The following is a 26,417-nucleotide window of genomic DNA, read 5'->3' as shown; positions in this document are numbered from 1 at the left end:
GATCAGGCCGCATCCAGGAAAATGAATTTCAGAACAAACACAACCGCAATGATAACAACACTGGCGTTCAGATCTGCCCAGCGGCCACTGAGTGCCTTCAGAATGGCGTAGGTGATGAATCCCAGGGCGATGCCGTTGGCAATGGAGAAGGTCAAAGGCATCATCAGGGCGGTGACAACAGCCGGGGCCGCATCAGTGACATCCTCCCAATCAATCAGTTTGAGGCCGCTGGCCATCAGAACCGCCACGTAAAGCAGTGCCGGTGCGGTGGCGTAGGCAGGGATGATGCTGGCGATCGGTGACAGCAGCAAACAAGCAAGAAACAGCGCGGCAACCACGACAGCGGTCAGGCCGGTTCGGCCGCCGGCGGAGATGCCCGCGGTGGATTCGATGTAGCTGGTGGTGGTTGAGGTGCCGAGGGCGGCACCGGACATGGTCGCAACCGAGTCCGACATCAGGGCCCGGCCGAGGCGCGGCAGTTTGCCGTCCTTGTCGAGGAGACCACCGCGCTGTGCGGCGCCGATCAGGGTGCCGGATGTATCAAACAGATCGACGAACAGAAACGCAAAGATCACGCTGATCATGCCGATATTCAGGGCGCCCGCCAGGTCCAGCTGCATGAACGTCGGCGCTATGCTCGGGGGTGCTGAAACCAGACCGTTGTACTCCACCATTCCCAGTGCCATGGCTACGCCGGTAACCGCAATAATACCAATCATGACGGCGCCGGTTACCTGGCGGAAGGACAGTGCGCAAATCAGCACGAAGCCGCCGAAAAACAGCAGGCTCTCTGCCACTTTCACTTCACCCAGCCCCACAAGCGTGGCGGGGTGATCCACAACAATGCCGGCATTCTTCAGGGCGATCAGGGCCAGGAAGAAGCCAATGCCCGCGGAGATGCCGAAGCGCAGGGACATGGGAATGCTGTTGATGATCCATTCCCGCACCTTGAAGATGCTCAGCAGGAAGAACAGGAAGCCGGAAATGAACACCGCTCCGAGCGCTATCTGCCAGCTGTAGCCCATGCTGCCGACGACCGTGAAGGAGAAAAAGGCGTTGAGCCCCATGCCTGGTGCCATGGCGATCGGGTAATTGGCCCATAGCCCCATGATCAGGGTGCCGATCACGGCTGCAAGACAGGTAGCAACAAAGACAGCCCCGAAATCCATGCCGGTCGATGACAGGATGCTCGGGTTGACCACGATGATGTACGCCATGGTCAGGAAGGTGGTAATGCCCGCAACCACTTCTTTACGAACAGTGGTGCCGTGGGCCTGGAGTTGGAACAGTCGTTCAAGCATGACGGGTGTCTGCCTCACAGGATGCTGAAAGTTTGTGTTTGGGGGTCTGGTCTGGACGGAATTCTTGAATTGCGTGAAAAAACGGCAATATTACCGGCTCAGCCTCCTGAGGCCAAGGGATGATTGACAGTTCGTCAAAGCGAATGTGGCGTTAGTTGCTGTGAGAGTCACGCTGGAGCCGGATATCGAAGCGGACCGCCAACATCCGCACGATGACGATAAAAAGCAGGCCAATGGTCAGCGGCAGGACCTCGTTGTCGAGGAACCACTGGCAGACAAAGTACAGCCAGCATCCGGCAAATGAAATCGAGGCGTAGATCTGGTCTTTGCGAAAAATATAGGGGACCTCGTTACAGAGGGTGTCCCGCAGGGCGCCGCCAAAGGTGCCTGTCATCACTCCCAGCAGGGAAGCGACAAACCAGGAATGTCCCAGATCCAGGGCCAGTTGGGCGCCAAGGATGGAAAAAACGCCGAGTCCGATGGCGTCGGGGAACACAATTCTTGACTCCCGCAGCCGCTCTGCTTTTTTCCAATAGCTGAAGACAACCGCCATGGCCAGAATCAGCATCGGTTGCTCTTCGTGCTTGATCCAGTAAAGAGGGTGGTTGTCCATGATCAGGTCGCGCAGGGTGCCACCCCCGAGTGCCGTGATGAAGCCGATGGTAAATACGCCCACAGGATCCATATTTTTGGAGCGCGCCACGATCATGCCGGAAATCGCAAACGCGACGATTCCAACCATTTCAAGCACGTAGATGATGTCGATCATGGCGAGCCCCGAGATAGGCCAGGAGTGGCCGGATGCCTAAAGTCAAAGCGCGCAGGATAGCGAAAAAGCGGATGGCTTTCACCTGAGGCCAGATAGGTGTCAGGAAGCGCGGGCCTCCGGACTGTGATCCATAGCGACAGTTCTGAACGTATCTTGCATTCAACTTACCTGTATCCTGTTGTACGGAGTTGCTATGTCCCTGATGCGCCTGGCCTATGCCAGTGAAGCCACGTTTGAAGCCAAACCGGTGGAAAAGGGTGTTGAACCCCACGTTGCACGAATTCTGATGACCTCCCGTAAGAACAATGCCAAAGACCAGTTGGTCGGTGGCCTCTACTACGGAAACGACCGGTTTTTCCAGTATCTGGAAGGTGAAGAGGACGCCGTCCGTCGCACGTATGACAGGATCCTGAAGGATGACCGCCACCGCAACATCGTCACCTTGATAGAAGAGCCCCTGAAGAGCCGAACGTTCAGTAACTGGTCCATGAAATACGTGCCGCTTTCGAGGGACGTTCGGGCATTTCTGGATGATCAGGGACTTGAATCCTTTGATCCGGCCGCGTTCACCTCTGAACAGTGCGAGAAAATGATCGAGCTCGTTCGCAACTCCAGCCAGGAACAGAATCTGTCTACCCGTGATGATCCTAAATCTGTCGGCGACGCGCCTCAGGTGCTGTCCTCAGGAATGAAAACTGGCCTGATTGTGGCCGGGGTGGTTTTGGTTGGCGCTCTCGTGATCGGCGGGACCATGCTCTGAATGGACTCGCTCTGAGAAATAAGCGCCGCTTATGCGCTTAGATAAAAGAACTTTATTTGCTTCATGTTAAGACTCTGTTTAGCTTGACGGATAACAATCACAGGCGCCTGTCGCCTGGAATCCGATCGAACAAAAACGGAGCACTCATGAAAGCCATCCTCTGCAAGGAATATGGTCCGGCCGAGAAGCTGGTCATCGAAGAAGTTCCCAGCCCCGAAGTGAAAGGCCGCGGTGTCAAAGTGCGCGTTAAAGCCGCCGGCCTGAATTTTCCGGACACCCTCATCATCGAGAACAAATATCAGTTGAAGCCAAGCCTGCCTTTTTCCCCGGGTGGCGAAATGGCGGGTGAGGTTATCGAGGTTGGCGACAAGGTAACCCGCTTCAAGGTAGGCGACCGTGTTGCTGGGCTGACAGGTTATGGCGCCTTTGCCGAAGAAGTCATCGTGCCGGAGCAGAATCTTCTCCCCGTCCCCGATGGCATGTCCGACGAGAAGGCTGCGGCCTTCACCATGGTTTATGGGACTTCCTATTATGCCCTCAAGCAGCGCGGCAACCTTCAGCCTGGCGAATCGCTTCTGGTTCTGGGCGCCAGCGGTGGCGTGGGCCTGGCAACGGTTGAGCTCGGCAAGGCCATGGGCGCAAAGGTTATTGCAGCCGCCAGTTCGGCGGAAAAGCTAGCGGTTGCCAAGGAAGCTGGCGCCGATGAGCTTATCAATTATGCCGAAGAGCCTCTTAAAGACGCGGTGAAGAAGCTTACTCACAGCAAAGGCGTGGATGTCATCTACGACCCCGTAGGCGGTGACTTCACCGAACAGGCTCTCCGCGCCATGGCCTGGAATGGCCGCCACCTGATCATCGGCTTCGCGGCCGGCGAGATTCCGAAAATCCCGGCAAATTTGACTCTTCTGAAAGGTTGTTCCGTTGTTGGCGTATTCTGGGGCAGTTTCACTCAACGCGAGCCGGAAGCCAGCGCCCAGAACATGATGGAGCTGATGAAGCTCTATGCCGAGGGCAAGATTGATCCGAAGATCAGTGCCGTCTATGACTTCGAGGATTACGCCTCTGCCCTTGGAGCCCTTACTGAACGCAAAGCGACTGGCAAGGTTGTGCTTAAAGTCGGCTCCTGAGTTTTATCGAAGCCTGAAAGCTTTGGGAGGTTGCCGGTTGGAAGCACCTCCCAAAAACCGCTACGAGCACATCCATGTGCGCTTGGCGTCGGCCATCCATGGCCGCCGACATTTTTGGGAAGTGCTTCCAACCGGCAACTTCTGGAATCAGTGGTATCTCTGAGTATCAAGACTATAACGCAATAGCCCGGTGGTGAGGGTGGGCACCTCCTCCCAAAAATGTAGAGGGCCATGGACGGCCCGAAACAAGCGCACACGGACGTGCTTGTAGCGGTTTTTGGGAGGAGGTGCCCACCCTCACCAATCCGCTAATCCATAAGGCTAGGGCCCAGACAAAAGGCCAATCATCAAAACCGGACCGAACCCGAGTCAATCTCCGAAACCAGCTCCGGCGTCAGCAGGGTATACCCATCAGTCCCGGGCAACCAGGCATAGACTTCCTCGCCGTCCCTAAGCGAATAGCCCAGCTTCTGGATATCCACCTTGCGGTATTTGAAGGTTCCGGTTTTCTCGATGGCGTGGGTGATGCGCACAAACACCGGTACTGCATAGGCCGGCAGATTGTCCCGCAGATAGGCGAATAATCTGTTCACATCGAACTCTTGGCCATTACTGTGGGGAACCAGGGTCACCATGCCGGCCTTACCGTTGGAGCCGGGGATCTCGACGCCGTAGACGATGGCTTCCTCGACCATCCCCGAGCCGTCGATGATGTTTTCCACTTCCGTCGTTGAGACGTTTTCGCCCTTCCAGCGGTAGGTATCGCCCATACGGTCGACGAACTGCAGGTGGCCGCACCCGATTTCCTTCAGGACATCGCCAGTGTTGAACCAGGCGTCCCCCTTCTTGAAAGCGTTGCGGAGGATCGATTTTTCCGTGGCCTCTTTCTGGGTGTAACCCTCGAACGACCATTTCTTGGTGATCTCGCCGATCAACAGGCCGGGCTCGCCTTTTGCGACTTCCTGCATGAAGCCTTTTTCGTTACGAACTGGATCCCGTGTGCCGTCGTGGAATTTCACCAGCTTGTAGGGGGCGGTGGAAAAGCCCACGGTGTTGTCCATATTGAAAAAGTTGCTGAAGCCGATGTTGCCTTCGCTGGAGGCGTAGAGCTCTGCGACTGTCTCTATCCCGAAGCGCTGCTTGAATTCCTTCCAGATGGAGGGGCGGAGGCCGTTGCCGATCATTTTGGTGAGGCTGTGGTTCCGGTCCTGTTTGCTGGGTGGCTGGTTCAGCAGGTAGCGGCAGAGTTCGCCGACGTAGCCGAAGGTGGTGGCGTGGTAATAGCGAACGTCGTCCCAGAAGGCGCTGGCGGAGAACTTGCGGCGCAGGGCAATGGCGGAGCCGCCGGCCAGGACGGACCCCCAGCAGACCAGCAGAGCGGTGCCGTGATAAAGGGGGAGCGTGCAGTAAAGAACGTCCTCCGGCTTCATGGCCAGAGACATCAGGCCAAACCCGCCGTAGGCCATTATAAATTTGCGGTGTGAGCCCGGGGCGGCCTTGGGCAGGCCGGTGGTGCCGGAGGTGAACAGGTAGATGGCGGTATCGCCCATTTTCGGCGCATCGCTCAGAACCGGGGCGTCGCTGTTGAAGGTGCTGACCTGCGCGGCCATGTTGGCGTAACCGGTCGGTGCGTCCCCAAAGGCGTTCAGCGTGTTGGTGTCTGCCAGAAACTGGAATGGCTGGGGATGGGCGGTCTTGAGATCTGTCTTTATGCCGTCGAACGCTTCGATCAGTTCCTCGCCAACCACCACCATTTTGGGCTCGATCAGGTTGATGCTGTGTTCGAGTACCTTGCCTCTCTGGGAGGTGTTGAGCATGGCGCAGGCGACCCCGAGTTTGGCTGCGCCGGCTACCACGGCCAGCAATTCGGGGCGGTTTTCAAGGAAGATCGCAATGGCATCCCCTTTGGCAAGCCCCTGGTCCTGCAGGTAGCGGGCGATGCGGTTAGCCCAGCCATTCAATTCGCTCCATGTGATCGAGCGGTCTTCAAACAGAATGGCGGGCCGGCTGCCCAGGTTCCGGGCGTTGTTCTCGATGAGTGTGCCGAGCGTAAGCTCACGGTTCTCGTTTTTCAGGGCATAGTAATACAGCCCCCGGGTTATGGCCGGCAAACGCCGGAATATTCCGGGCAGGCTGCGGGCAATGTCCAGTGCGGATACGTTGTCTTGGCTCATGGTGTTTCCATTGGTCCCTTTTATTGTGTGGACGTTGAACCCGGAACAACGCATGCCTCGGGTTCAGTCCAGAAACAGGTCCGGCATCAGGGGCTTATCGCCCGGCTCATACCGGTAATGCTCGAAGTCGGTGATACCGTCCTGCCGTAGCAGGTCCTCGTCGATCAGGGTCTGACCAGTCATAGTCTCAGACGACCGGTTGAGGATGCTGACAGCAGCATCGGCCATGATGTCCGGCTTCCTGCCCTGGGCCATCATCTGGGGCCCGCCAACTTCAAATTCGATGGCTGCCGTGGCAATCAGCGTTTTCGGCCACAGCGTGTTAACCGCAATGCCGTACCGCCTGAACTCCTCCGCCATGCCCAGGCTCAGCATGGTCATGGCGTATTTTGTGGTGGTATAGGGGCCATATTGGGCGAACCACCGGGTATTCAGATTCAGAGGCGGCGACAGGCTCAGGATGTGAGCCCGGTCCGACTGTTTCAGCCAGGGCAGTGCGGCCTGGCTGCAGGCCATGACGGCCCGGGCATTGACCTGATGCATCAGGTCGTACCGGCTGACCTTAAGGTTTTCCACACCGGTTAGCCGAATGGCGCCTGCGTTGTTTACCAGTGCGTCGATGCCGCCAAAATGCTCGCCGGCCTCATCAATGCGCTGGCGGATCTGCTTTTCATCCCGGACATCCAGAACCAGCGGTAGCGCTTTGCCTCCAGCATCCCGAACTTCCTCCGCCACCGTATGGATCGTGCCTGGCAGCTTCGGATGAGGCGTGTCTGATTTGGCGGCAATCACTACGTTCGCGCCCTGACGGGCGGCGGCGAGGGCGATGGCCCGGCCGATGCCACGGCTGGCGCCGGTGATAAAAACGGTACGATCACGCATGGTACTCATGCCTCGTTCTCCTGTTCGGCCGTCTCGTTGGCGGTTATCTGGACCAGTAACTGACTGCGTTTTACCTGGTCGCCTTTGCTCGCAAGAATCTCGGCGACTCTGCCGTCGCGGTCTGCTTTTACCGGATGCTCCATCTTCATGGCTTCCAGTATCACCAGCGTATCGCCCTGGTGAACGCTCTGACCAGCTTCAACTAACACATCAATGATGGCACCATCCATGGTCGCCTGGATGCGACCGCTGCCCGCGCCACCAGCAGTCCTGGCTGGTTGGTGGGTAACATCGCGCACCGACCAGGATTGCCCGAACGCCTGCAAATATAGGGAATCGCCCTGGCGGTGATATTGGCAGGCCTGACGAACGCCGCTGTCGATAATGCACAAATGGCCATCCCTCTGGCTCTCAAGTACCAGGGAATGCCGGGTTTCGCCCATACTGACAGACAACCGGCTGCCGCTGCGGGTCACCAGTAGCTCGACAGTGGTGTCGCCGGTTTCCAGCTTGATGGGGGTCATGGTGGCCGGCGCATTGCTCCAGGCGCTCTGGCCCGAAATGTCATGGTCGAGCACGCAGGCGGCCAGGGCCAACTGGCGAATGGTCAGGTTTTGCGGCTGAAGGGACGGATCGTCCTTGAAGGCCTGCTGCAGGAAGGCCGTGGTCGCCCCGCCGGCCCCGAAAGTCTCGTCTGCGATAATCCGGCTCAGGAAATGGCGGTTGGTGGTCACGCCGAACACGGTTGTGTCCTCAAGCGAGCGGATCAGCCGCCGGCGGGCTTCATCCCGGTTTTGGCCCCAGGCAATTACTTTTGCCAGCATCGGGTCGTAGTGGGGAGTGATAGCATCTCCAGATCGTACCCCGGTATCAAACCTTAAACCTTCGCCTTCGGCTGGTTCAAAGGCGTATAGCGGTCCGGTCTGGGGTGTGAATCCGTGGGCAGGGTCTTCTGCATAGAGTCGAACCTCAATGGCATGGCCATTCAGGTGAATATCGTCCTGGCCGAGCGGCAGCGGGCGTCCCTCAGCCACGTTGAGCTGCCAGGCGACCAAGTCCTGGCCGGTAATGAGTTCGGTGACCGGATGCTCTACCTGCAGGCGGGTGTTCATTTCCAGAAAGTAGAAGTTTCGGTGCTTGTCGACCAGGAACTCGACGGTGCCGGCGCCTTCGTAGTTGCAGGCCAGAGCCGCTTTGACTGCAGCCTCACCCATGGCCTGTCGTAGTTCCGGCGTGACAAAGGGGGAGGGTGCTTCTTCCACTACTTTCTGGTGTCGGCGCTGTACTGAGCAGTCCCGTTCGCCGAGGTAGACCGCATTGCCGTGGCGATCCGCAAACACCTGGATTTCCACGTGGCGGGGCTCAATCACGGCTTTTTCCAGGATCAGTTCGTCGTCGCCGAAGGCCTGTTTTGATTCGGAACGGGCCCGTTTGATGTTGTCGGCCAGTTCGGATTCACTCTCAACCAGGCGCATGCCGCGGCCACCACCGCCGGCAGAGGCTTTGATCATGAGGGGGTAGCCGATGTCTTTGGCGGCGGTGATCAGTTCGTCGTCGTTGGCGTTGTCGCCTTCATAGCCAGGCACCACTGGCACGCCGGCCTCCTGCATGGCGATTTTGGATCGGCGCTTGCTGCCCATGAGTTCGATGGCCGAGGCGGGAGGGCCAACAAACACCAGGCCGGCGTCTTTGCAGGCGTTGGCGAAGGCGGCATTCTCGGAGAGGAAGCCGTAACCCGGGTGGATGCAGTCGGCGCCGGTTTTGCGGGCGGCTTCAAGAATTGCATCGCTGTTCAGGTAGGAGGCGGATACCTGTGCCGGGCCAATGCAGACGGCCTCGTCGGCCAGTTCCACGTGCATGGCCCTGGCGTCGGCCTCGGAGTAGACAGCTACGGTGCGGTAACCAAGGGCTTTCGCGGTGCGGATGACGCGGACTGCGATTTCGCCGCGGTTGGCTACTAGTAGTTTCTTTAACATGTTCTTGTTCTCTCCTTTGGAGTAAGCCGCGAGGCTGAGTGCCGTCTGGCTTCCAGAAAACCGCTACGAGCACATCCATGTGCGCTTGGCGTCGGCCATCCATGGCCGCCGACATTTTCTGGAAGCCAGACGGCACTCACCCTCGCTCCGCATCAGTCCGATTCGCTTGCCCAGGCTGGTGGACGTTTTTGCATGAAGGCCATGGTGCCCTCCGTTCCTTCGCTTCCCCGGATGGCTTCCGCAAATTTTTCAGCCGCGCTGTCCAGCAAACCGCTCATGGGTTCATGGCCAACCCTGTGTAGCAACGCTTTGGTTTCTGCCGTGGCAACCGGTGCGCAGTGGCGGACACGATCCAGAGCGCTTGTCAGCATCTCTTCCAGTTCATCCTCTGAAGAAGCCGCCTGGTGAACGATGCCAAGACTGCATGCTTCGTTCGCATCGATTCTCAAACCGAGCAGGGCCAGCCGCCGGGCCTGAGTGAGGCCGATTCGTTCAACCACAAACGGCGCAATCTGGGCTGGAATCACGCCGAGGGAGGTTTCCGGCATGCCGAACTTGGCGCTCGGCCCGGCGATGGCGACGTCGGAAACGCAGGCCAAACCGAATCCACCGCCCATGACGGCGCCTTCGGTGATCGCGATGACCACTTTCGAGGATTCGTTGACCTGTTGAATCATCTGACCGAAAGCGCGGTTCAGACGATAGAACGGGTCCGCCTCACCCTCGGCCGCTTTCTGGCCGCGGGCTCCGGCCATGTCTTTGATATCACCACCGGCGCAGAAGTGCCCACCGACGCCCCGGATGACGACGGCGCGAATGTGCAGGTCGTTTTCAATCTGGGTGAACACCGCGGACAGTTCCGCCACCATCTCGAGGCTCATGGCGTTGCGCACGTCTGGTCGGTTGATGGTGATAAACAGGGTGGGGCCCTGTTTTTCCAGAATCAGTGTTTCGCAATGTGGTACTTGGTCCATAAGTGACTCCACCGTCCGTTTGTTAGTCGCGCTTCTTGCCCGGAAGGGTGCCCATCATCTTGCAGATAATTCCCAGCATGATTTCGTCGGCACCACCGCCGATGGAGACCAGCCGAACATCCCGATGCGCCCGGGAGATCGGGTTGTCCCACATGTAACCGTTACCGCCCCAGTACTGCAGGCAGCTGTCTGTAACCTCACGTCCAAGACGCCCGGCCTTGAGCTTGGCCATGGAGGCAAGGCGAGTCACATCCTTGCCTTCGACGTGCAGCTCGCAGGCCTGGTAGGTGAGGGCGCGCAGGGCCTCGACTTCGGTTTGCAGTTCGGCCAGGCGGAAGTGGATTACCTGGTTGTCGATCAGTGGCTGGCCGAAGGTCTTCCGCTCGCGACAGTACTCGATGGTCTTGGTGATGCAGTTCTCCAGCGCCTTGATAACGTTCGCCGCGCCCCAGATCCGCTCCTCCTGGAACTGCAGCATCTGCATCATAAAGCCGGTGCCCTCGGCGCCGATCCGGTAGCGCTGGGGCACACGGACGTCGTCAAAGAAAATCTGCGCGGTTTCGGAAGAGCGCATGCCGAGCTTGTTCAGATGCGGGCTGAAGGAGATGCCCGGCGTTTTCGTGGGCACGATAATCAGGGACTTGTTCTTGTGGGGCTTGTCGTCCGAGGTGTTGGCCAGCAGGCAGATAAAATCCGATTTGGGGCTGTTGGTAATCCACATCTTGGAGCCGTTGATGATGTAGTCGTCGCCGTCTTTCTTGGCAGTGGTTTTCATTCCCGCTACATCAGAACCTGCGCCAACTTCACTGACGCCAATACATCCCACCATGTCGCCGGCAATGGCCGGCGCGAGGAAACTGCGTTTCAGTTCATCGGAACCAAACCGGGAAATGGCCGGGGTACACATATCGGTCTGAACCCCGATGGCCAGCGGCACACCACCACAATGGGCCATGCCAAGCTCTTCCGCAGCCACGAGGTTGTAGCTGTAATCCAGCCCCATACCACCGTATTCTTCGGGCTTCTGGATCCCGAGGATTCCGAGGTTTCCGAGCTTTTTGAACAGTTCATGAATCGGGAATTCCCCGGCGGCTTCCCATTCGTCGCAGTGGGGATTGATTTCCTTCTCGACGAAATCGCGGATGGTTTTTCGAAGGGCTTCGTGTTCGGCTGTGAATTTCACGTTCTTGTTCTCCTGCTTTTAGAGAGTTCGTGCCTTATTTTGTTAGGTGCACGTTCTTTAGCTTGGGTGGCAGGTGGGTGGGGCCGCTTCCAGAAAACCGCTACGAGCACATCCATGTGCGCTTGGCGTCGGCCATCCTTGGCCGCCGACATTTTCTGGAAGCGGCCCCACACACCTGCCTATGTCTGTAAATTTGATGCTGCCTGCTGGCAGTTTTGTTCTTCCAAAACGATAACTCGTGGTTGACCCGAACCGGGGCGGAGGGCTTCCCAAAAACGTGGAGCGCCAGGGATGGCGCGACCGAGCCCTACAGGGACGTATTTACGGGCGTTTTTTGGGAAGCCCTCCGCCCCGGTTCCAGCCCCAAAGCTCGAAGGCCTACAGGCGGGCCACACCAAAGGTATTGGGCCGCAACTGCCGAGCCTCGGCTTCCCGGCAAACGTCCAGAACCAGGGACAGAACGCGCCGCGTATCCCGCGGGTCGATTAGCCCGTCATCCCACAATCTGGCCGTTCCGAACAGCGCCGTTGAGCCTTCCTCCAGTTTCTTCGCCGTGGCCTGCTCCAGAAAATCCAGTGTCTTCGGATCCGGCTCCATGCCGCCGCGGCGCTGCTTGTCTTCAGCTACGATACGCATCACCTTGCCTGCCTGTGCCGGCCCCATAACCGCGGTTCGGCTGTTGGGCCAGGCGAAGATGAACCTCGGGTCCAGGCCACGTCCGCACATGGCGTAGTTACCTGCACCATAGGAACCGCCGATGACAATTGCGACCTTTGGCACCCGACAGTTGGCCACAGCCTGGATCATTTTCGAGCCGTGTTTGATGATGCCGTTCTGCTCTGAGTGAGTACCCACCATGAAACCGGTGGTGTTATGCAGGAACAAAAGGGGCGTTCCGGCCTGGTCGCAGAGCTGGATGAACTGGGCGGCCTTGGCGGATCCAGCCGGGGTGATCGGGCCGTTGTTGCCGATGATGCCGACTGAATGACCTTCAATTCGGATGGTGCCGCAGACGGTCTGGTCGTCGAACTCGTTCTTGAAGTCCATGAACTTTGAACCGTCGGCAATGCGGGCGAGGATTTCGCGCACATCGTAGGGCTTTTTGGAATCCGCCGGGATGACACCCAACAGCTCCTCGGCCGGGTAGAGCGGTTCCTCCCATTGAAGTTCGCGCCGGGGTGGCAGCTGCTCGTTCCAGGGCAGGGCTTCGAGGATGTTTCTGGCCTGGCGGATGCCATCGGCGTCGTCTTCGGCCAGGTACTCTGCCGTTCCTGCCACGGTCGCATGCATCTCCGCGCCGCCAAGTTCCTCATCGGTGGCAACTTCGCCGGTTGCTGCCTTCAGCAGTGGTGGGCCGGCCAGGAACATCTTGGCTTGTTCGCGCACCACGATCACGTAGTCGGACAGGCCCGGCTGGTAGGCGCCGCCAGCCGTGGCGTTGCCGTGGACCACGGTGACCTGGGGAATGCCGGCCGCGGACATCCGCGCCTGATTGGCAAAGCCCCGGGCACCTAGCACGAAAATATCAGTGGCGTAGTTCAGGTTGGCGCCGCCGCTCTCGGAAAGGGATACCACCGGCAGCTTGTTTTCCATGGCGATCTGCTGCAGGCGCAGCGTCTTGTCCAGGCCGGCAGGGGTAATGGTGCCGCCTTTGATGGCGCTGTTGCTGGCCACCACCAGACAGCGGATGCCGCTCACATAACCGATACCGGCGATGATCCCGCCGCCGGCGAGGCTGCCGTCCTTGTCGTCGTGCATCTTGTAGCCTGCCAGGGAGCAGAGTTCCAGAAAGGGCGTGCCGCGGTCCAGCAACCGGTTAATACGGTCCCTCGGGAGCAGCTTGCCCCGTTTGATGAACTTCTCCCGGGCGGCTTCCGCCAAATCCAGAACCTTTTGCTCAACGTCCCGGAACGTGGTGATGTGGGCGTCCATGGCTTCGGCGTTGGTGCGGAAGTCCTCGGACGTGGAGCTTACCGTGGATTCAAGTACCTGCATGGTCGGCTCCTCAGTCGTCGCTCAGAACTTTCGGGGTGATGGCCCGGTGAAAGCCGTTGTAGGGTTCGTTGTTCTTGGCTTTCGGTAGCGGCCAGACCCGACCTCCCTGTGACGCACCGCCGTCGATCCGCAGACAATCCCCGCTGATAAACGCTGCGCCAGGGCTGAGTAAAAAACAGATGGCCGAGCTGACTTCGGATTCGGTGCCCATGCGTTTGATCGGGACGTTATCACCAAGGCTGCGAATCCACTGCTTCATGTGTTCGGGGTAGTTATCCATGCCACTGGAGGCAATCCAGCCCGGAGCGACTGCGTTTACACGAACCCCGGACGCGCCCCACTCAACGGCGGCTGTCTGGGTAAAGTTCACCATGCCGGCCCTGGCGGCGCCGGAGTGTCCCATGCCGGGCATACCACCCCACATATCGGCCACGATATTTACAATAGCGCCCCCGGTTTTTGACAGCGCCTGGGTGTAGGATTCCCGTGCCATCAGGAAGCCGCCGGTCAGATTGGTTCGAACCACCGTCTCCCAGCCCTTCTGGTTGATCCCGGTCAGCGGCGCCTGGAACTGCCCGCCGGCATTGTTCACCAAACCATTCAGGCCTCCGTGTTCGGCAATGATCGCCTTCACCGTGGCCTTGACCGAGTCCTCTTCACGGATATCACAGACATGGGCGGACGCAATGCCGCCGTCCTCGGTGATCTCTGCTTTCACAGATTCCACTTTCTCGGCCTTGCGGCCGACCAGGGCAACCCGTGCGCCCAGGGCAGCGAGTTCATGGGCCGTACACCGGCCAATACCAGAACCGCCGCCGGTAACAATATACACCTGGCCCTTAAACAAGTCGGGATGAAACACAGACTGATAGCTCATAGTAACGAAGACCCTTTCAAAGTTCTGGCGCTCTGGTTGGTAGCGCGTTTCGGGACTGTGAGCAGCAAGGATGCTGCGATCAAGCCTACATGGATGTATTCACGGCGTGTCCCGGAACGCGCTATCAACCAGAGTGCATGCACCAATAAATCAATCTTTAACCAGACCAGAAGGAACAGGCACCGGAAACTCCAATAGCTGCTGCGCAAACGCCTTCCCTTGTGGATCAATCCGCAGGCTGGCCACGCCACCGCCGCCAAGGCTGTGCTCCAGCAGGAAATTGATGGCCTTCAGCCCGGGCATGGCCCAGCGGGTCACCCGGCCGGTTTCCGGATTCAGGGTATGGGCCATCCAGTCCGCAACCGCCGCTTCCGTTAGCGCGGTTTCAATGAACGGCAAAAATTCCGGTTTGCGGGCGATTATGCCAATGTTGGTGTGGTCGCCCTTGTCGCCGCTGCGGGCCCAGGCAAGCTTCACCAGCGGCACAGTGGTATCTGTTTCGTCTGTCTCGTGTGTGAACGACTGGGGCTGGAGGTCGCTGTTATCGAAACCGCCGCTGGTTTCGACTCCAACGGTTTGCCGCTCGCCGCCCAGATCCACGGACACATCGACTTCCGTTTTCGGCACCAGGCATGAATACAACCGGATCTTCGGCCACACGGTCGGTCGGCCACCCACAATCCCGGTGATGCCCGGTGCCATACCCGTGGCTGCCTGGGCAATCTCGCGGGAAAACAGTACAAGGGCCTCTTTCTTGGCATGGGCGGTGCTGATCTTGACCACTACTTCGCGGCAATCCTCGCCACGGCCATGAGCACCGTAGGTCGTTTCCGTACCCAGAAGCTCAATACTGGTTTCGCTGTAATCAGGCAGGCCACGTTCGCTGAACATGCGTGAGGTCTTGGCCAGAATGGCCTGTGCGACAGTCTGGGCCTTGGCCCTGGCATTCATGCCTGCCAGCAGGAAGGTAACCGTGCACTTGAAACCATCCGGCCAGGTGCCCGATACCTTGTAACTGTCGGTGGGTGGTAGCCCCCGTGCGCCCCGCACCTGTACACGGTCTTTACCGGTTTCCTCCAGCTCTACACCTGTGAAATCGCAGGTAACGTCAGGCAGCAGGTAGGCCCTTGGGTCACCGATTTCGTAGACCAGCTGTTCCGCAACTGTGCCACGACTAACCAGCCCGCCGGTGTCTTCGGGCTTGGTGATAAAAAAGTCGCCGTTGGCACTCACTTCGGCTATCGGGAATCCCATGTTGGCGTAGCCGCCAGCTACCGCTTCCCAGTCGGTAAAGTTGCCGCCGGTGGCCTGGGCACCGCACTCGAGCAGATGCCCGGCCAGGCTGCCCTGCGCCAGTTTGTCGTAGTCTTGCCAGCTCCAGCCGAACTCGTGCACCAGCGGTGCCAATACCAGAGCACTGTCTGCCACCCGGCCGGTAATAACGATGTCCGCGCCCTGTTCCAGAGCCGCAACCAGACCTGGCGCTCCCAGATAGGCATTCAGGCTGACCATCATTGCGGGCATCGGTTGGCCGGAACCCATCTCCTTGACGCCCATATCTGCGAGATTTTTCTTTTTCATCAGAAGGTCGTCGCCCAGAACCAGGGCGATCTTCATGTCCACGCCGGCTTTTTCACAGAGAGCCTGAAGGGCGTCACGACAGGCCACCGGGTTGACGCCGCCGGCGTTGGCCAGCACCCGAATGCCCTTTTCCTTGATGTCACCGAGCAAGGGGCCCATGACCGTCTGTACGAAATCCCGCGCATACCCCTGGGACGGGTCCTTCATTTTCTGGCCCGCCATGATCGACATGGTGATTTCGGCCAGATAATCGGCCACCAGATAGTCGATATTGCCCTTGTGGACCAGCTGCGCGGCAGCCGTTTCCGTGTCGCCCCAGAAGGCGGCGGAGCATCCGATGCGAACAGTGTTGGGGGATTCAGCCATCTTCCTGTGCCCTGTAAATGATTGCTGATTGAAAACGGGAGCGGTGGCGGTTTTGCCACACGATGGAGATGACAATACCAAGCAAGCGCTTGGTTTGTAAACAGGCATGTTTCAGGTAGAATTAAAGGCCTCTTATGCCAACCGGGTAGCCGTAGTGAGCCAGAACCAGATCCTCCAGTCCCTGATCGCAGAAAACCTTGTGTCAGACCCCAAAGGCGCTCGCGGCCGTCTGCTCACTGAAGCGGCACGGCTTTTCCGGGAAAAAGGCTACGAGCGCACTACAGTTCGTGATCTTGCCGCTGCCGTGGGTATTCAGTCAGGCAGCCTGTTCCACCACTTTCGAACCAAGGAAGAGATTCTCAAGGCAGTGATGGTAGAAACCATCCGGCTGAACACCGCGCTGATGCAGGCGGCTCTGGAGGCCGCCGATACCAGCAGGCAGAAGCTTCGTGGACTGATCCGCGCGGAACTTGAATCTATCAATGGCCAGACCGGCGAAGCGATGGCGGTCCTGGTATTTGAATGGCGGAGCCTGTCGGCCCCGTCCCAGGGCGAAGTGCTGGAGCTTCGGGACATCTACGAGAAACTGTGGCTGGATGTGCTGGAATCATTGAAGCGCGAGGGCGCGCTGGAGGCGGATCCCTTCGTTGTTCGACGGATGTTGACTGGCGCTCTCAGCTGGACAGTAACCTGGTACAAACCGGAGCGGGGAGGGCTGACACTGGATGGCCTGACCGATCAGGTAATGGCAATGATGGCTCTGTAAGCGGATTGCCGTTTTCAAAAGTCATTGTTTTATATCAATAATATTCTGGCAAATTCCTTTCCTTCTGGGCCATTGGCCCGATCGGCATAACAAAATCGGCATTCGAGCCATTTTTGTAGGACAGTTTTCACCGCATTCTTGCACCCGTTGACAAAAACCGACTTCAGATCGGGCAAACAAAAACAACGTGATGCAGGGTGAAATATGATCTCCTCTCTGGCAAAGCTCGGACCGCATGTCTTTGCGGCTCGCCTCAAAGCTCTCTCGCTGGCAGCCGTTGCCATACTCACAGGTTGCTCGGCCAACCCCATCTACACCACCACCGGCGTTGTGCTCTCCAATTATTCGGAGGGCGAAGCCACGCCCTACGTGTTGCAGATGTCCGACACCCAGATGGCGTGTGCGCTGGGCGAGGGCGTGGATCCGCTGCTCTATTCCTTCTCGCGGGTCACCGATGCACCTGACACCACCGGCTCCCTGTTGATGCTTCTGGCAGGCAACTGTGCCGAGTACAAGGCCTGGGAAGCTGAGCTCGCCTATCTCAGAGCGGATTATGAGGGAGATGTGGAAGCGGCAAAGGACGCCAGGGAAGTGGCAAAGCGATTGAATGCGCTGACCGCGAAACGCCGGTATGCTTCCTTCAAACGAGCAATGGCCGCCTACGAGTTTGATCCCACTGCTGAGCCCCTCGAGTGCCCCTTTCTGTTCACCGAACAGGACGAAATCACCTTCCTGCTGGGCTTGCTGACCGGTATGCAGGCAATCGTAAACGATGCCAATTCCGGCGCCATGGCCGGAGTCCCCAGGAACATCGCTCCCCAGGCCGAGCGTGCCGCTACCTGTCTGGACAATGAAAAGTGGGGCGGTATGCCAAACGCCATCCGGGCCCTGGTCTGGCTGCTCCTGCCCGACACCCGTCCGGCTCTGGCGCCGGACCCCTGGCAGGTGCTTGAGCACAGCCGGGAACTGGGGGTTGAAAAAGGCATGCGGGTTCCGCACGCGCTTCAAGCGGTCGCCGCCGAAACCTTTGGTCGCCCGGAAAAGCTTGAGCAAGCCATCGCCAGTTTCGCCGAGGCCGATGCAACTATGGAGGTCTGGGACGAGTACCGTCTGGTGGATGAAGTCGCGGCGGGTGTGGTGCGCTTTTCCTCTGACAAACACTGGACCGCCAATTTCGGCTATCGGACGCCGCAATCCTTCTTCGGCAGGATGAGCCCCGAGCGGCAAACCGACAACGTCGAAACCATGAATCTGGACGACCTGCTGTGAGGCAGGTTGCCGACATCCTCTGAAAACTGACAAACACAAGAATGACCCGGAGGTCGATATGATCCGCAAATCCCTCGCTGCCATGGCCCTTGTGGCCGCCGCTCCGCTGGCATCGGCACAGTCTGTTTCCATGTGCGTGTTCGATGTGATCGGCGCCAATGGCGACTTCTACAACTTCGTCAAAGACTATGCGCTTGAGATGAAGGGCCACGGCGTGGATTTCGAGCTTAAACCCTACACCGATGAGGGCGTGGCGATCGGTGATTTTAACGCCGGACAATGCGATGCCGTTGCCGCCACGGACATTCGGATTCGTCCATTCAACAAGTTCACGGGCAGCATCAGCGCTGTGGGAGCGCTGCCCACCTACGACAACCTGAAAACCTTGTTGGCCACGCTGGCACAACCGAAAGCCGCGCCATTGATGAAGGATAACGGGTACGAAGTGCTCGGGATCATACCAGTGGGTGCCGGTTACCTGTTTGTAAATGATCGCAGTATTGATACCGCCGGCGAGCTGGCGGGCAAGCGAATGGCGACCCTCGACTATCAGAAAGACGCGATTCACATGGTGAATTACGTCAAGGCCACGGTCGTGCCCTCCGACATCACCAACTTCGCCGGCAAGTTTAACAACGGTTCGGTGGATACCGCCTATGCGCCGGCTTTTGCTTACGAAGCTCTGGAACTCTATAAGGGCATCGGCGAGAGCGGCGGGGTTGTGGACTATCCGCTGGCACAGCTGACGCTTCAGATGGTTGCCCGTGATGACGTGCTGGACGACGACACAGCCCAGAAAGCCCGTGAAGTTGCCTGGAATATGTTTCCTCAGGCCATGGGGCTGATTGAAGGCCAGGAAGCAGCCATTCCCGAAGAAAAATGGGTGCGCATTCCTGAAAAAGACATCCGCGGCTATCAGGAGATGTTCCGGGAGAACCGGATCGAGATGCGCGATGGCCTGAACGGGGCGCCGGATGTGTATCACCCGAAAATGATGGGGCTGCTCAGCAAGATCCGCTGTGCAAGTAACCCTGCTGCAGCCGAGTGCACCGCGGACAACCGCGAATAACGGGGCGGAACCATCATGAACTGGCGAGCAATTACCGCTCCGGCAGCACGGACCCTATACCCCGTACATCGCATGTACGGGGCGGTTCTGCTGCTTCTCCTGCTGTTTACCCTGCTGCTGGGGATGGGCAACTCGCTCCATTCCCGGTTGCTCTGGGTCGGAGAACAGACCTGGCCGAACTATTATCTGCTGAATCCCGATGCGACAGAGCCGTCCTGTCAGCTGGAAATGGATGTTGATGCCGAAGTGGCTCGCCGGGTGGCCAATTACAAGCCTGACCCCGATGATCTGTTCAGCTCACCGCCCAATCCCGATGCCATCCGCAAATCGCTACAGAGCAATCTGGAACTCTGCCAGCAGCAATACGACGTCTATGAACAGAACCTGGCCCACGCTACGCCAGCCCTAGGGGCGTTCAAGACGCTAGAGCAGGGACTTGCGAACTTCCTGCTGGAGAACATTGAGCTGACCAAGTACCTGTTCATTGCGATGTTCGCGATGGCTGCGGCAATCGCTGCGCTGGACACGGACCACATAGCGTTGCGCCTGCCCCGCAATCGAGCTGAATGGCGGCTGAGCCAGGGTGTGCAGTTTGTGGTTAATGGTCTGATGGTGCTGTCGCTGAATGCTTACCTGGGCAAGCTGGCCACGTCGCCGGGTTCGGAGGGTACGATGAGCCTTCAATATGCCTGGGGCGGGGTCTTCGGCCTCTTTATGGTGATCAATGCAGTGCGTTTCCTGAACGTTCCGGAACGTATCCGCCCCGGCGGTCTTTCCGCTTCGTCCGGTCTGGTGATTCCTCTGTACTGTGCCATGGGCCTGATCGCCATAAGTTATTTCTTCCTGGTAGACGGGTATGCCTCGGGCCTGGCGATCTACTTTGGAATGATGTCCAACCTGTCATCCATGTTCATCAATATCGGCCTTTACGTGCTGGTGGGCATGATGCTGAAGCAGACCAGAATTCCCGAGCTCCTGCTCAATCTCATCAAACCTTTTAATCTGCCAGCGCCGATGCTGGCTTCGGTGATTATCTTCGCAACGGCGTTTCCGACAGCGTTCACCGGCGCATCGGGCATTTTCATCCTGGCCGTGGGTGGTGTTGTGTATGACGAGCTGCGCCGAGCCGGGGCAGGGCGGCAGCTTTCCCTGGCAACGACTGCCATGTCCGGAAGCCTCGGCGTGGTGCTCAACCCGTGCCTGCTGATCGTTGTTGTGGCGGCTCTCAATAAGGAAGTGACAACCACTGAGATGTACAGCTGGGGCTTCTGGGTCTTCCTCATGTCGGCAACGCTGTTTTCTCTGATTGTGTGCAAGACCCAAGGAAACTGGAAGCCCCGTCCGGCGCCGGGCGCCTTCCGCGCGGCTCTCTCGGAAAGCCGGGCCCTGCTGCCTTATGTGGCGGTGGCAGCTCTGGTTATCCTGTCGATCTGGGTTGTTCTCGGCTTGAAGTTCAACGAGTACAGCGCTCCTATGATACTGCCGCTGGTAATGCTCGCGCTGGTGTTGCTGGATTCCGGCCGGAGTCGTGGTGAGCAGGGCCAGACCCGTTCCCAGGTGTTCTGGGCACGCAGCTCGGCCGCTGCCAGCGATTCGGCAGTGCACATTGGCGCGCTGCTGGCGTTGATCGGGTTTTCCATCTGCCTGGGGGGAATCCTGGAGCGCTCCGATATCGTTCACGCGCTCTTCCCGGAGGACCTGACCAGCCCGTGGATCGCCATGCTGGTGATCGTCGTGATGCTCACAGTAATAGGCATGGTCATGGACCCGTTCGGCGCGGTAATCCTGGTGTCGGCGACCATTGCCCAGCCGGCGATCCAGCTGGGTATTGATCCGCTGCACTTCTGGATTGTGTGTCTGGTGGCATTTGAGCTCGGTTACCTGAGCCCGCCAGTGGCGCTGAACCACCTGCTCACCCGCCAGGTGGTGGGCGAGACCGAAGTGCTGGCGGCAGAGCGCACAGGTTCCTTCTGGCATCGCTGTGAGCGACTGCTGCTGCCCCTGGCCGTGATGGGCCCCACACTGTTGTTCGTGGCCTTTGTGCCGATGCTGTTCTACGCGTTGTAATGTTGAAGTGAGATAAAGAGGGCCGCCTGAGGAAACTCAGGCGGCTTTTTTGCATCTGGAATACAAGAGGAAACGTAGTTTCAACAGACACTGACACAGCCGGCAAGTGACTATAAGCTATTCTCACTTATCGTGAATTTTGGGTGGTTCCTATTCATATGATTATTCAAAATCGCTGCAGACACCTTCTGTTGGCCGCCGGCATAGCCTTTTTGACCGGCTGCGGAGGTGGGGGCGGTGAAGCCAGTTCTGAACCCTTGCCGGTAGCACCGGGCAGGCCGCTCGCGGGCCAAATAAATATTGAGGCCGGTAGCCGAATAGATCAGGACACCATGGATGAGCTGGGTTTGTCTGGCGCGCAACCGGCAACCAGTCCACAGTCTCTGCCACTGAACTTTGTTCTTGCTGGCTATGTCAGTGGTGATTCGGGCAGTTACGAGGCCATTAGCGGGCAAATCTTTAGTTACAGTGCAGACGCTTCTGATCAGTTTTTAGTGCCTCTTGCGCCCGGTGAAGTCGTCCGATTGGTCAGTCTTGGTAGCCGCGCGGGCAATCCCCAACTCACGCTCACATTGTTTGATGGATCCGGGATGCCGCCCTCGGCGACAACGGACCGAGAGTCAGATCCCGCCGAAGTCACGCTTGGCGATGGCTTTTCCGAAGACGATTATCTGCTGGAGGTCGAGGCCACCGGCAGTCTTCCAGCACGTTATGTTCTGGTGAAAGCGTCAACTGGACAGCTTGGCTCGTTCAGCCTCGATTGGCCGGCCCATGAGTTCATGCCTGGAGAAGCTATTGTCAGAATGAACAGTGCAGGCTCTCCGGGGCTATCCGGTCAGTCGGCCACTCCAGGGCGGCATCTGGGTAACGAGGACTGGCTGATCAAAATGCCTTTGAAAGCTGCGGCTGCCAGTACCGAGGCTACGAAAACCGAAACCCTCGATTGGATCAGAGGGTTACGCAAGCGAACCGATGTCGCATCTGTATCGCCCAATTACCTGTTTTCAAGCGCCAACACACCAGTTGGCGAGGAATTGTATGGTCTTCAATGGCACTACGATCTCATAAACGGTCCTGAAGCCTGGCAATTGGCACCGGACGGAGGCGCCGGGGTTTCGGTGGCGGTCCTGGATAGCGGGCTCTTTAGCCCTGATCCGGCGAGCCGAAGCTGGCATCCGGACCTGGAAGACAATGTGCTCCCGGGCCGTGATTTCGTGGACGGTGATGATTTTCCCCAGGATCCGGGAAGTAGCGTTGCTGCCAGTGTCTTTCATGGCACCCACGTGGCTGGCACCATTGGTGCTGTGCTCAATGGCCAGGGCATCGGCGGTGTCGCTTTCGGAGGACGTATTCTGCCGGTCAGGGTGCTTGGCGAGGGCGGAACCGGGTCTTCGGACGATCTGATTGATGCTATTCGGTGGGTCACCGGGGAGACTGACGGTGTTGCCGCGAGAGCTCAGGTGGTAAACCTTAGCCTCGGTGGTTTGCCTGAAATTCCCCAATTGGAGGCAGCCATCGAATTCGGCGTCAATGAACGAGATATGCTTTTTGTCGGTGCCGCGGGCAACTCGGCCACTTCGTCACCCTCATACCCGGCCGCGTCGCCCAATGTCCTTGCGGTCAGCTCGGTGGATGCGGGAGGGCAATTGGCATCGTATTCGAATTTTGGCAGCTGGATCGATCTTGCCGGACCGGGCGGCGATGCCAGCCGTGATGGCAACAACGACGGGCGGGCAGATGTAGTCTGGAGTACCAGTGCGGTTGCAGGTGCCAATGGTTTTGAGGCCAGCTATACCGGGCTCCAGGGCACCTCCATGGCGGCACCTCATGTCTCGGGAGTTCTTGCTTTGCTGAAGACGCAGGATAGCTCGTTGAACTATGAGGGGTTAAGAGCGCTGCTTGAGTCCGGCGGGCTAACCGACTTCTCTGGTAGCCGGTCGGACCAGCTTGGCTTTGGCATTCTTGATGCCTCCGGGGCGCTGCAGGCGAATCTGAGTGGTGATATCACTATTCTTTCACCCTCCCCATCCCAGGTTATTCTGGGGTCTGAAACGGGGAGCGAACAGATTGTCCGTCTGAATCAGATCGGTAACGGAGCCATCAGCAACGTCAGCATTTCGGATACGCCTCCCTGGTTTACGGTAATCCGCAGCGACATCGACAGTACAATCGCTCTGAATGTTGCGCTGGTTGACTCGGCAATTGAAGAAAACGTGGCTTATCGCGATGTGATACGTGTTGACTACCAGGCTGGCAGTGAGCTTCGGTCTCTGGATATTCCCGTAGTAGCCCAAGTACTTTCAGATGAATTTGCGAGGACTGCCGGGGTCCATTTCGTGCTCCTCGTGAACACTACCCCGGTAGACGGATTTTATGAGGCGGAGGCACAACTGGCGGTTGAGCCGGAAAATGGGCATTACACGTTCCGGTTCGAGTCGGATGATGGCGTGGCACCGAAACGGTTGAGCGAGGTTTCACCAGGCTCCTATTACCTCGTTGCGGGCACCGATATCGATGGAGACGGGATCATTTGCCAGCCAGGCGAGGCCTGTGCGGAATACCCGATAGCCGGGCTTCGAGAGATCATCACCATTGAAGAAGGGCAGTCGCTGGAGGAAGTAATCATGACCACCAGCTTTTCGCGACCGACGATCTCAGCGTCAACTCCAGATATCCTGCCTCGACCAGACTTTTCCGGTTATCGCCTGCTGGAAGCCGGTGAGCGCAGAGAGTCTCTCGAATACACGAGGAAAACGACGCGATGAGCTTATCGAATTCGGGGTTGATAACGGCTTTTCTGGTTCTGATTCTGACGGCTTGCACATCTCCCGCAAGGAATGCCTCCCCGGCACCATTGGCTCGCCAAATTACCCAGTCGCCTTATTGTGGTTTGAGCGGGCCGGGTGTGGCTTATGTGAAATCGTCCGATGAACTCGACAGATTCCTGGGCGTGTCCGGACAGAACCTGACCACAGCGGCGATCAGAAGCGTCAGCTTCGATCGGGAACAGTTGGTGTTTGTGACTCTCGGCCAACAGCCAACGGCCGGTTTCAGTGTTGGGCTGCGGGACGCCAATGCAACTGGTGATACGCTTCTTCTGGACATGGCGGTTATCACGCCTGAGCCCGATGCGATGGTTGCACAGGTTATTACCACACCCTGTGCAGTGCTGGCGGTTTCCAAAGACAAATGGCAAAGACTTGAAGTAACGGGGCTTTCCGATCGACCTCTGATAAAAATCGTCGGGAAGTGAAAGTGGTCGCTGGACAGACAAAACAACCGTTGATCTTTCCTCACGAATCCCTAAGCTATGGCTCAGCTTTTCATATCAATCGCGGAGTCAGTTCCTGCCCATGAGCCAGCAACAATATAACGCCGATGCTATTGAAGTACTGAGCGGCCTGGACCCGGTGCGCAAGCGGCCGGGGATGTATACAGACACCAGTCGGCCCAATCACCTGGCGCAGGAAGTTATCGACAACAGTGTGGATGAGGCGCTGGCAGGGCACGCCAAACGCATCGACGTGGTGTTGTACAGCGATGGCTCGCTGAGCGTTGAAGATGACGGCCGCGGCATGCCCGTGGATTTGCACAAAGAGGAAGGCCTGCCTGGCGTTGAACTGATCCTTACCCGCCTGCACGCCGGCGGCAAATTCTCTCAGGGCAACTACAACTTTTCCGGTGGTCTCCACGGTGTCGGTGTATCCGTAGTCAACGCACTGTCCACCCATCTGGAAGTAACCATCAAGCGCGATGGCCAATTGCACCGGATGACGTTCGCCAATGGCGACAAAGCGTCCGAGCTTGAAGTGATCGATACCGTGGGCAAGCGCAACACAGGTACCCGTCTGAAGTTCAAGCCCGACGTAACCTATTTCGACAGCCCCAATTTTTCTGTTAGCCGGCTGCGCCATAACCTGAGGGCAAAGGCGGTTCTGTGTCCGGGCCTCACGGTTACCTTCCTCCAGGAAAAAACCGGCGAAAAAGACGAATGGTTTTACGAGGACGGGTTGCGGGACTACCTGCGCACGGCCCTGGCCGATATCGAGGTTGTGCCGCTTGAGCCGTTTACCGGCAGCTTTTCCGGAAACAAGGAAGCGGTGGACTGGGCCATCCAGTGGCTGCCCGAGGGCGGCGAAGCGATCATGGAAAGCTACGTAAACCTGATTCCCACGGCCCAGGGCGGCACCCATGTGAACGGGCTGCGTACCGGCCTGCTTGAAGCCATGCGCGAGTTCTGCGAGTTCCGCAACCTGCTACCCCGTGGCGTGAAGCTCTCTCCGGAAGATATCTGGGAACGGGCAGCCTATGTCCTGTCCTTCAAGATGCAGGAGCCCCAGTTCTCAGGGCAGACCAAAGAGCGTCTGTCTTCCCGTGAGGCCGCGGCCTTCATCTCCGGCGTGGTCAAGGATGCCTTCAGCCTTTGGCTCAACCAGCACACCGATGTGGCAGAAGCACTAGCTGAGCTCTTCATCAGCAATGCCCAGCGTCGGCTGCGAGCCAGCAAAAAGGTGGCCCGCAAGAAAGTCACCTCGGGCCCCGCACTCCCGGGTAAGCTGGCGGACTGTTCCGGTGGGGATACCGCCCGGTCCGAGCTGTTCCTGGTAGAAGGTGATTCTGCAGGCGGTTCCGCCAAGCAGGCCCGGGACCGGGAGTTCCAGGCGGTGATGCCGCTTCGGGGGAAAATCCTCAATACCTGGGAGGTTGATTCGGGCGAGATCCTGGCGTCCCAGGAAGTTCACGATATTGCCGTTGCGATTGGTGTAGATCCCGGTTCTGACCAGCTGGATGGCCTTCGGTACAACAAGATCTGCATCCTTGCTGATGCGGACTCGGATGGCCTTCACATTGCCACGCTGCTGTGCGCGTTGTTCGTCAAACACTTCCGCCCTGTGGTTGCCGCCGGCCATGTGTTCGTTGCCATGCCGCCGCTGTATCGGGTAGATCTGGGCAAGGAAACCTTGTACGCCCTGGATGAACATGAAAAGCAGGGCATTATCGACCGTATTGCCGCGGAGAAGCGCAAGGGCAAGATTTCGGTGACCCGCTTCAAGGGTCTGGGTGAGATGAACCCGCTTCAGCTGCGTGAGACCACCATGGCCCCGGACACCCGTCGCCTGGTCATGCTGACCATCGAAGACGGGGATGATACCGATAGCCGGATGGACATGTTGCTGGGCAAGAAGCGCGCATCCGATCGAAGGGCGTGGCTCGAGACCTACGGCAACATGGCGGACATCGAAGTTTAATATTCTATAAGATGCTATAAAAAGCATCCTTT

The 26,417-nt window shown here is 58.3% G+C and carries 19 protein-coding genes; 9 read left to right on the top strand and 10 right to left on the bottom strand.

What is annotated here, in order from left to right; all coding sequences use genetic code 11:
* Positions 1-2 precede the first annotated feature (2 nt).
* Together ACP86_RS03075 and ACP86_RS03070 are read right to left on the bottom strand one after the other, a co-directional pair.
* Positions 3-1,301 carry an NCS2 family permease gene (locus ACP86_RS03075; protein WP_008174056.1) on the bottom strand — a complete coding sequence of 433 codons (1,299 nt, stop codon included), beginning with the start codon at positions 1,299-1,301 and terminating at the stop codon, positions 3-5.
* A 151-nt stretch (positions 1,302-1,452) separates the two neighbouring features.
* On the bottom strand, positions 1,453-2,070 hold the full coding sequence (locus ACP86_RS03070; RefSeq protein ID WP_008174057.1) for a trimeric intracellular cation channel family protein: 618 nt from the start codon (positions 2,068-2,070) through the stop codon (positions 1,453-1,455).
* 193 nt (positions 2,071-2,263) lie between these two features.
* On the opposite strand from ACP86_RS03070, the gene ACP86_RS03065 reads away from it, so the two are divergent.
* Together ACP86_RS03065 and ACP86_RS03060 are read left to right on the top strand one after the other, a co-directional pair.
* Positions 2,264-2,830: a BLUF domain-containing protein gene (locus tag ACP86_RS03065; RefSeq protein ID WP_008174059.1), complete on the top strand. Its 567-nt coding sequence runs from the start codon at positions 2,264-2,266 to the stop codon at positions 2,828-2,830.
* Between the two features lie 146 nt (positions 2,831-2,976).
* A complete protein-coding gene (locus ACP86_RS03060) occupies positions 2,977-3,957 on the top strand; it encodes an NADPH:quinone oxidoreductase family protein (RefSeq protein ID WP_008174060.1) in 981 nt (326 codons plus the stop codon).
* 347 nt (positions 3,958-4,304) lie between these two features.
* On the opposite strand, the gene ACP86_RS03055 is transcribed toward ACP86_RS03060, so the two are convergent.
* The 8 genes from ACP86_RS03055 to ACP86_RS03020 all read right to left on the bottom strand — a co-directional run bounded on the left by ACP86_RS03055 (position 4,305) and on the right by ACP86_RS03020 (position 15,965).
* A complete protein-coding gene (locus ACP86_RS03055; protein WP_053112735.1) occupies positions 4,305-6,131 on the bottom strand; it encodes a long-chain-acyl-CoA synthetase in 1,827 nt (608 codons plus the stop codon).
* 63 nt (positions 6,132-6,194) lie between these two features.
* A complete protein-coding gene (locus ACP86_RS03050) occupies positions 6,195-7,022 on the bottom strand; it encodes an SDR family oxidoreductase (RefSeq protein ID WP_008174063.1) in 828 nt (275 codons plus the stop codon).
* Complete coding sequence (locus ACP86_RS03045; protein WP_053112734.1) at positions 7,019-8,989, bottom strand: acetyl/propionyl/methylcrotonyl-CoA carboxylase subunit alpha; 1,971 nt, start codon at positions 8,987-8,989, stop codon at positions 7,019-7,021. Before ACP86_RS03045 ends, ACP86_RS03050 begins: the two co-directional genes overlap by 4 nt.
* 152 nt (positions 8,990-9,141) lie before the next feature.
* Complete coding sequence (locus ACP86_RS03040; protein ID WP_053112733.1) at positions 9,142-9,963, bottom strand: enoyl-CoA hydratase/isomerase family protein; 822 nt, start codon at positions 9,961-9,963, stop codon at positions 9,142-9,144.
* 22 nt (positions 9,964-9,985) lie between these two features.
* On the bottom strand, positions 9,986-11,146 hold the full coding sequence (locus tag ACP86_RS03035) for an acyl-CoA dehydrogenase family protein (RefSeq protein WP_053112732.1): 1,161 nt from the start codon (positions 11,144-11,146) through the stop codon (positions 9,986-9,988).
* Between the two features lie 378 nt (positions 11,147-11,524).
* Entirely contained in the window at positions 11,525-13,141 is a 1,617-nt protein-coding gene (locus ACP86_RS03030; protein ID WP_008174071.1) for an acyl-CoA carboxylase subunit beta, read from the bottom strand.
* Between the two features lie 10 nt (positions 13,142-13,151).
* Entirely contained in the window at positions 13,152-14,018 is an 867-nt protein-coding gene (locus ACP86_RS03025; protein ID WP_008174073.1) for an SDR family oxidoreductase, read from the bottom strand.
* Between the two features lie 150 nt (positions 14,019-14,168).
* Positions 14,169-15,965: an acyclic terpene utilization AtuA family protein gene (locus tag ACP86_RS03020; RefSeq protein WP_053112731.1), complete on the bottom strand. Its 1,797-nt coding sequence runs from the start codon at positions 15,963-15,965 to the stop codon at positions 14,169-14,171.
* 106 nt (positions 15,966-16,071) lie between these two features.
* On the opposite strand from ACP86_RS03020, the gene ACP86_RS03015 reads away from it, so the two are divergent.
* From ACP86_RS03015 to parE, 7 genes are all read left to right on the top strand, one after another.
* A complete protein-coding gene (locus ACP86_RS03015; RefSeq protein WP_014577825.1) occupies positions 16,072-16,731 on the top strand; it encodes a TetR/AcrR family transcriptional regulator in 660 nt (219 codons plus the stop codon).
* A gap of 204 nt (positions 16,732-16,935) precedes the next feature.
* On the top strand, positions 16,936-18,000 hold the full coding sequence (locus ACP86_RS03010; RefSeq protein WP_053112730.1) for a hypothetical protein: 1,065 nt from the start codon (positions 16,936-16,938) through the stop codon (positions 17,998-18,000).
* 58 nt (positions 18,001-18,058) lie between these two features.
* Positions 18,059-19,069 carry a putative solute-binding protein gene (locus ACP86_RS03005; protein ID WP_053112729.1) on the top strand — a complete coding sequence of 337 codons (1,011 nt, stop codon included), beginning with the start codon at positions 18,059-18,061 and terminating at the stop codon, positions 19,067-19,069.
* A gap of 15 nt (positions 19,070-19,084) precedes the next feature.
* Positions 19,085-21,136 carry a TRAP transporter large permease subunit gene (locus ACP86_RS03000; protein ID WP_053112728.1) on the top strand — a complete coding sequence of 684 codons (2,052 nt, stop codon included), beginning with the start codon at positions 19,085-19,087 and terminating at the stop codon, positions 21,134-21,136.
* A gap of 332 nt (positions 21,137-21,468) precedes the next feature.
* Positions 21,469-23,901, top strand: coding sequence for a S8 family serine peptidase (locus ACP86_RS02995; protein ID WP_227507808.1), 2,433 nt, complete (start codon positions 21,469-21,471; stop codon positions 23,899-23,901).
* Complete coding sequence (locus ACP86_RS02990) at positions 23,898-24,389, top strand: protease complex subunit PrcB family protein (protein ID WP_039882021.1); 492 nt, start codon at positions 23,898-23,900, stop codon at positions 24,387-24,389. The genes ACP86_RS02995 and ACP86_RS02990 overlap by 4 nt, the downstream gene beginning before the upstream one ends.
* Before the next feature lie 100 nt (positions 24,390-24,489).
* Positions 24,490-26,385, top strand: coding sequence for a DNA topoisomerase IV subunit B (parE, locus tag ACP86_RS02985; RefSeq protein WP_053112726.1), 1,896 nt, complete (start codon positions 24,490-24,492; stop codon positions 26,383-26,385).
* The last annotated feature ends 32 nt before the right edge of the window (positions 26,386-26,417 follow it).

The organism is Marinobacter sp. CP1 (genome assembly GCF_001266795.1).
Taxonomy (GTDB): Bacteria; Pseudomonadota; Gammaproteobacteria; order Pseudomonadales; family Oleiphilaceae; genus Marinobacter; species Marinobacter flavimaris.
This window is presented reverse-complemented; position numbering and strand designations above follow the sequence as displayed.

Bases quoted from the DNA above. Each gene is read 5' to 3' on its own strand.
- ACP86_RS03025 (WP_008174073.1), bottom strand. From the start codon at position 14,018: ATGAGCTATCAGTCTGTGTTTCATCCCGACTTGTTTAAGGGCCAGGTG.
- ACP86_RS03040 (WP_053112733.1), bottom strand. From the start codon at position 9,963: ATGGACCAAGTACCACATTGCGAAACACTGATTCTGGAAAAACAGGGC.
- ACP86_RS03055 (WP_053112735.1), bottom strand. From the start codon at position 6,131: ATGAGCCAAGACAACGTATCCGCACTGGACATTGCCCGCAGCCTGCCC.
- ACP86_RS03075 (WP_008174056.1), bottom strand. From the start codon at position 1,301: ATGCTTGAACGACTGTTCCAACTCCAGGCCCACGGCACCACTGTTCGT.
- ACP86_RS03030 (WP_008174071.1), bottom strand. From the start codon at position 13,141: ATGCAGGTACTTGAATCCACGGTAAGCTCCACGTCCGAGGACTTCCGC.
- ACP86_RS02995 (WP_227507808.1), top strand. From the start codon at position 21,469: ATGGATGAGCTGGGTTTGTCTGGCGCGCAACCGGCAACCAGTCCACAG.
- parE (WP_053112726.1), top strand. From the start codon at position 24,490: ATGAGCCAGCAACAATATAACGCCGATGCTATTGAAGTACTGAGCGGC.
- ACP86_RS03000 (WP_053112728.1), top strand. From the start codon at position 19,085: ATGAACTGGCGAGCAATTACCGCTCCGGCAGCACGGACCCTATACCCC.
- ACP86_RS03070 (WP_008174057.1), bottom strand. From the start codon at position 2,070: ATGATCGACATCATCTACGTGCTTGAAATGGTTGGAATCGTCGCGTTT.
- ACP86_RS02990 (WP_039882021.1), top strand. From the start codon at position 23,898: ATGAGCTTATCGAATTCGGGGTTGATAACGGCTTTTCTGGTTCTGATT.
- ACP86_RS03015 (WP_014577825.1), top strand. From the start codon at position 16,072: ATGTTTCAGGTAGAATTAAAGGCCTCTTATGCCAACCGGGTAGCCGTA.
- ACP86_RS03050 (WP_008174063.1), bottom strand. From the start codon at position 7,022: ATGAGTACCATGCGTGATCGTACCGTTTTTATCACCGGCGCCAGCCGT.
- ACP86_RS03065 (WP_008174059.1), top strand. From the start codon at position 2,264: ATGTCCCTGATGCGCCTGGCCTATGCCAGTGAAGCCACGTTTGAAGCC.
- ACP86_RS03060 (WP_008174060.1), top strand. From the start codon at position 2,977: ATGAAAGCCATCCTCTGCAAGGAATATGGTCCGGCCGAGAAGCTGGTC.
- ACP86_RS03010 (WP_053112730.1), top strand. From the start codon at position 16,936: ATGATCTCCTCTCTGGCAAAGCTCGGACCGCATGTCTTTGCGGCTCGC.
- ACP86_RS03005 (WP_053112729.1), top strand. From the start codon at position 18,059: ATGATCCGCAAATCCCTCGCTGCCATGGCCCTTGTGGCCGCCGCTCCG.
- ACP86_RS03020 (WP_053112731.1), bottom strand. From the start codon at position 15,965: ATGGCTGAATCCCCCAACACTGTTCGCATCGGATGCTCCGCCGCCTTC.
- ACP86_RS03045 (WP_053112734.1), bottom strand. From the start codon at position 8,989: ATGTTAAAGAAACTACTAGTAGCCAACCGCGGCGAAATCGCAGTCCGC.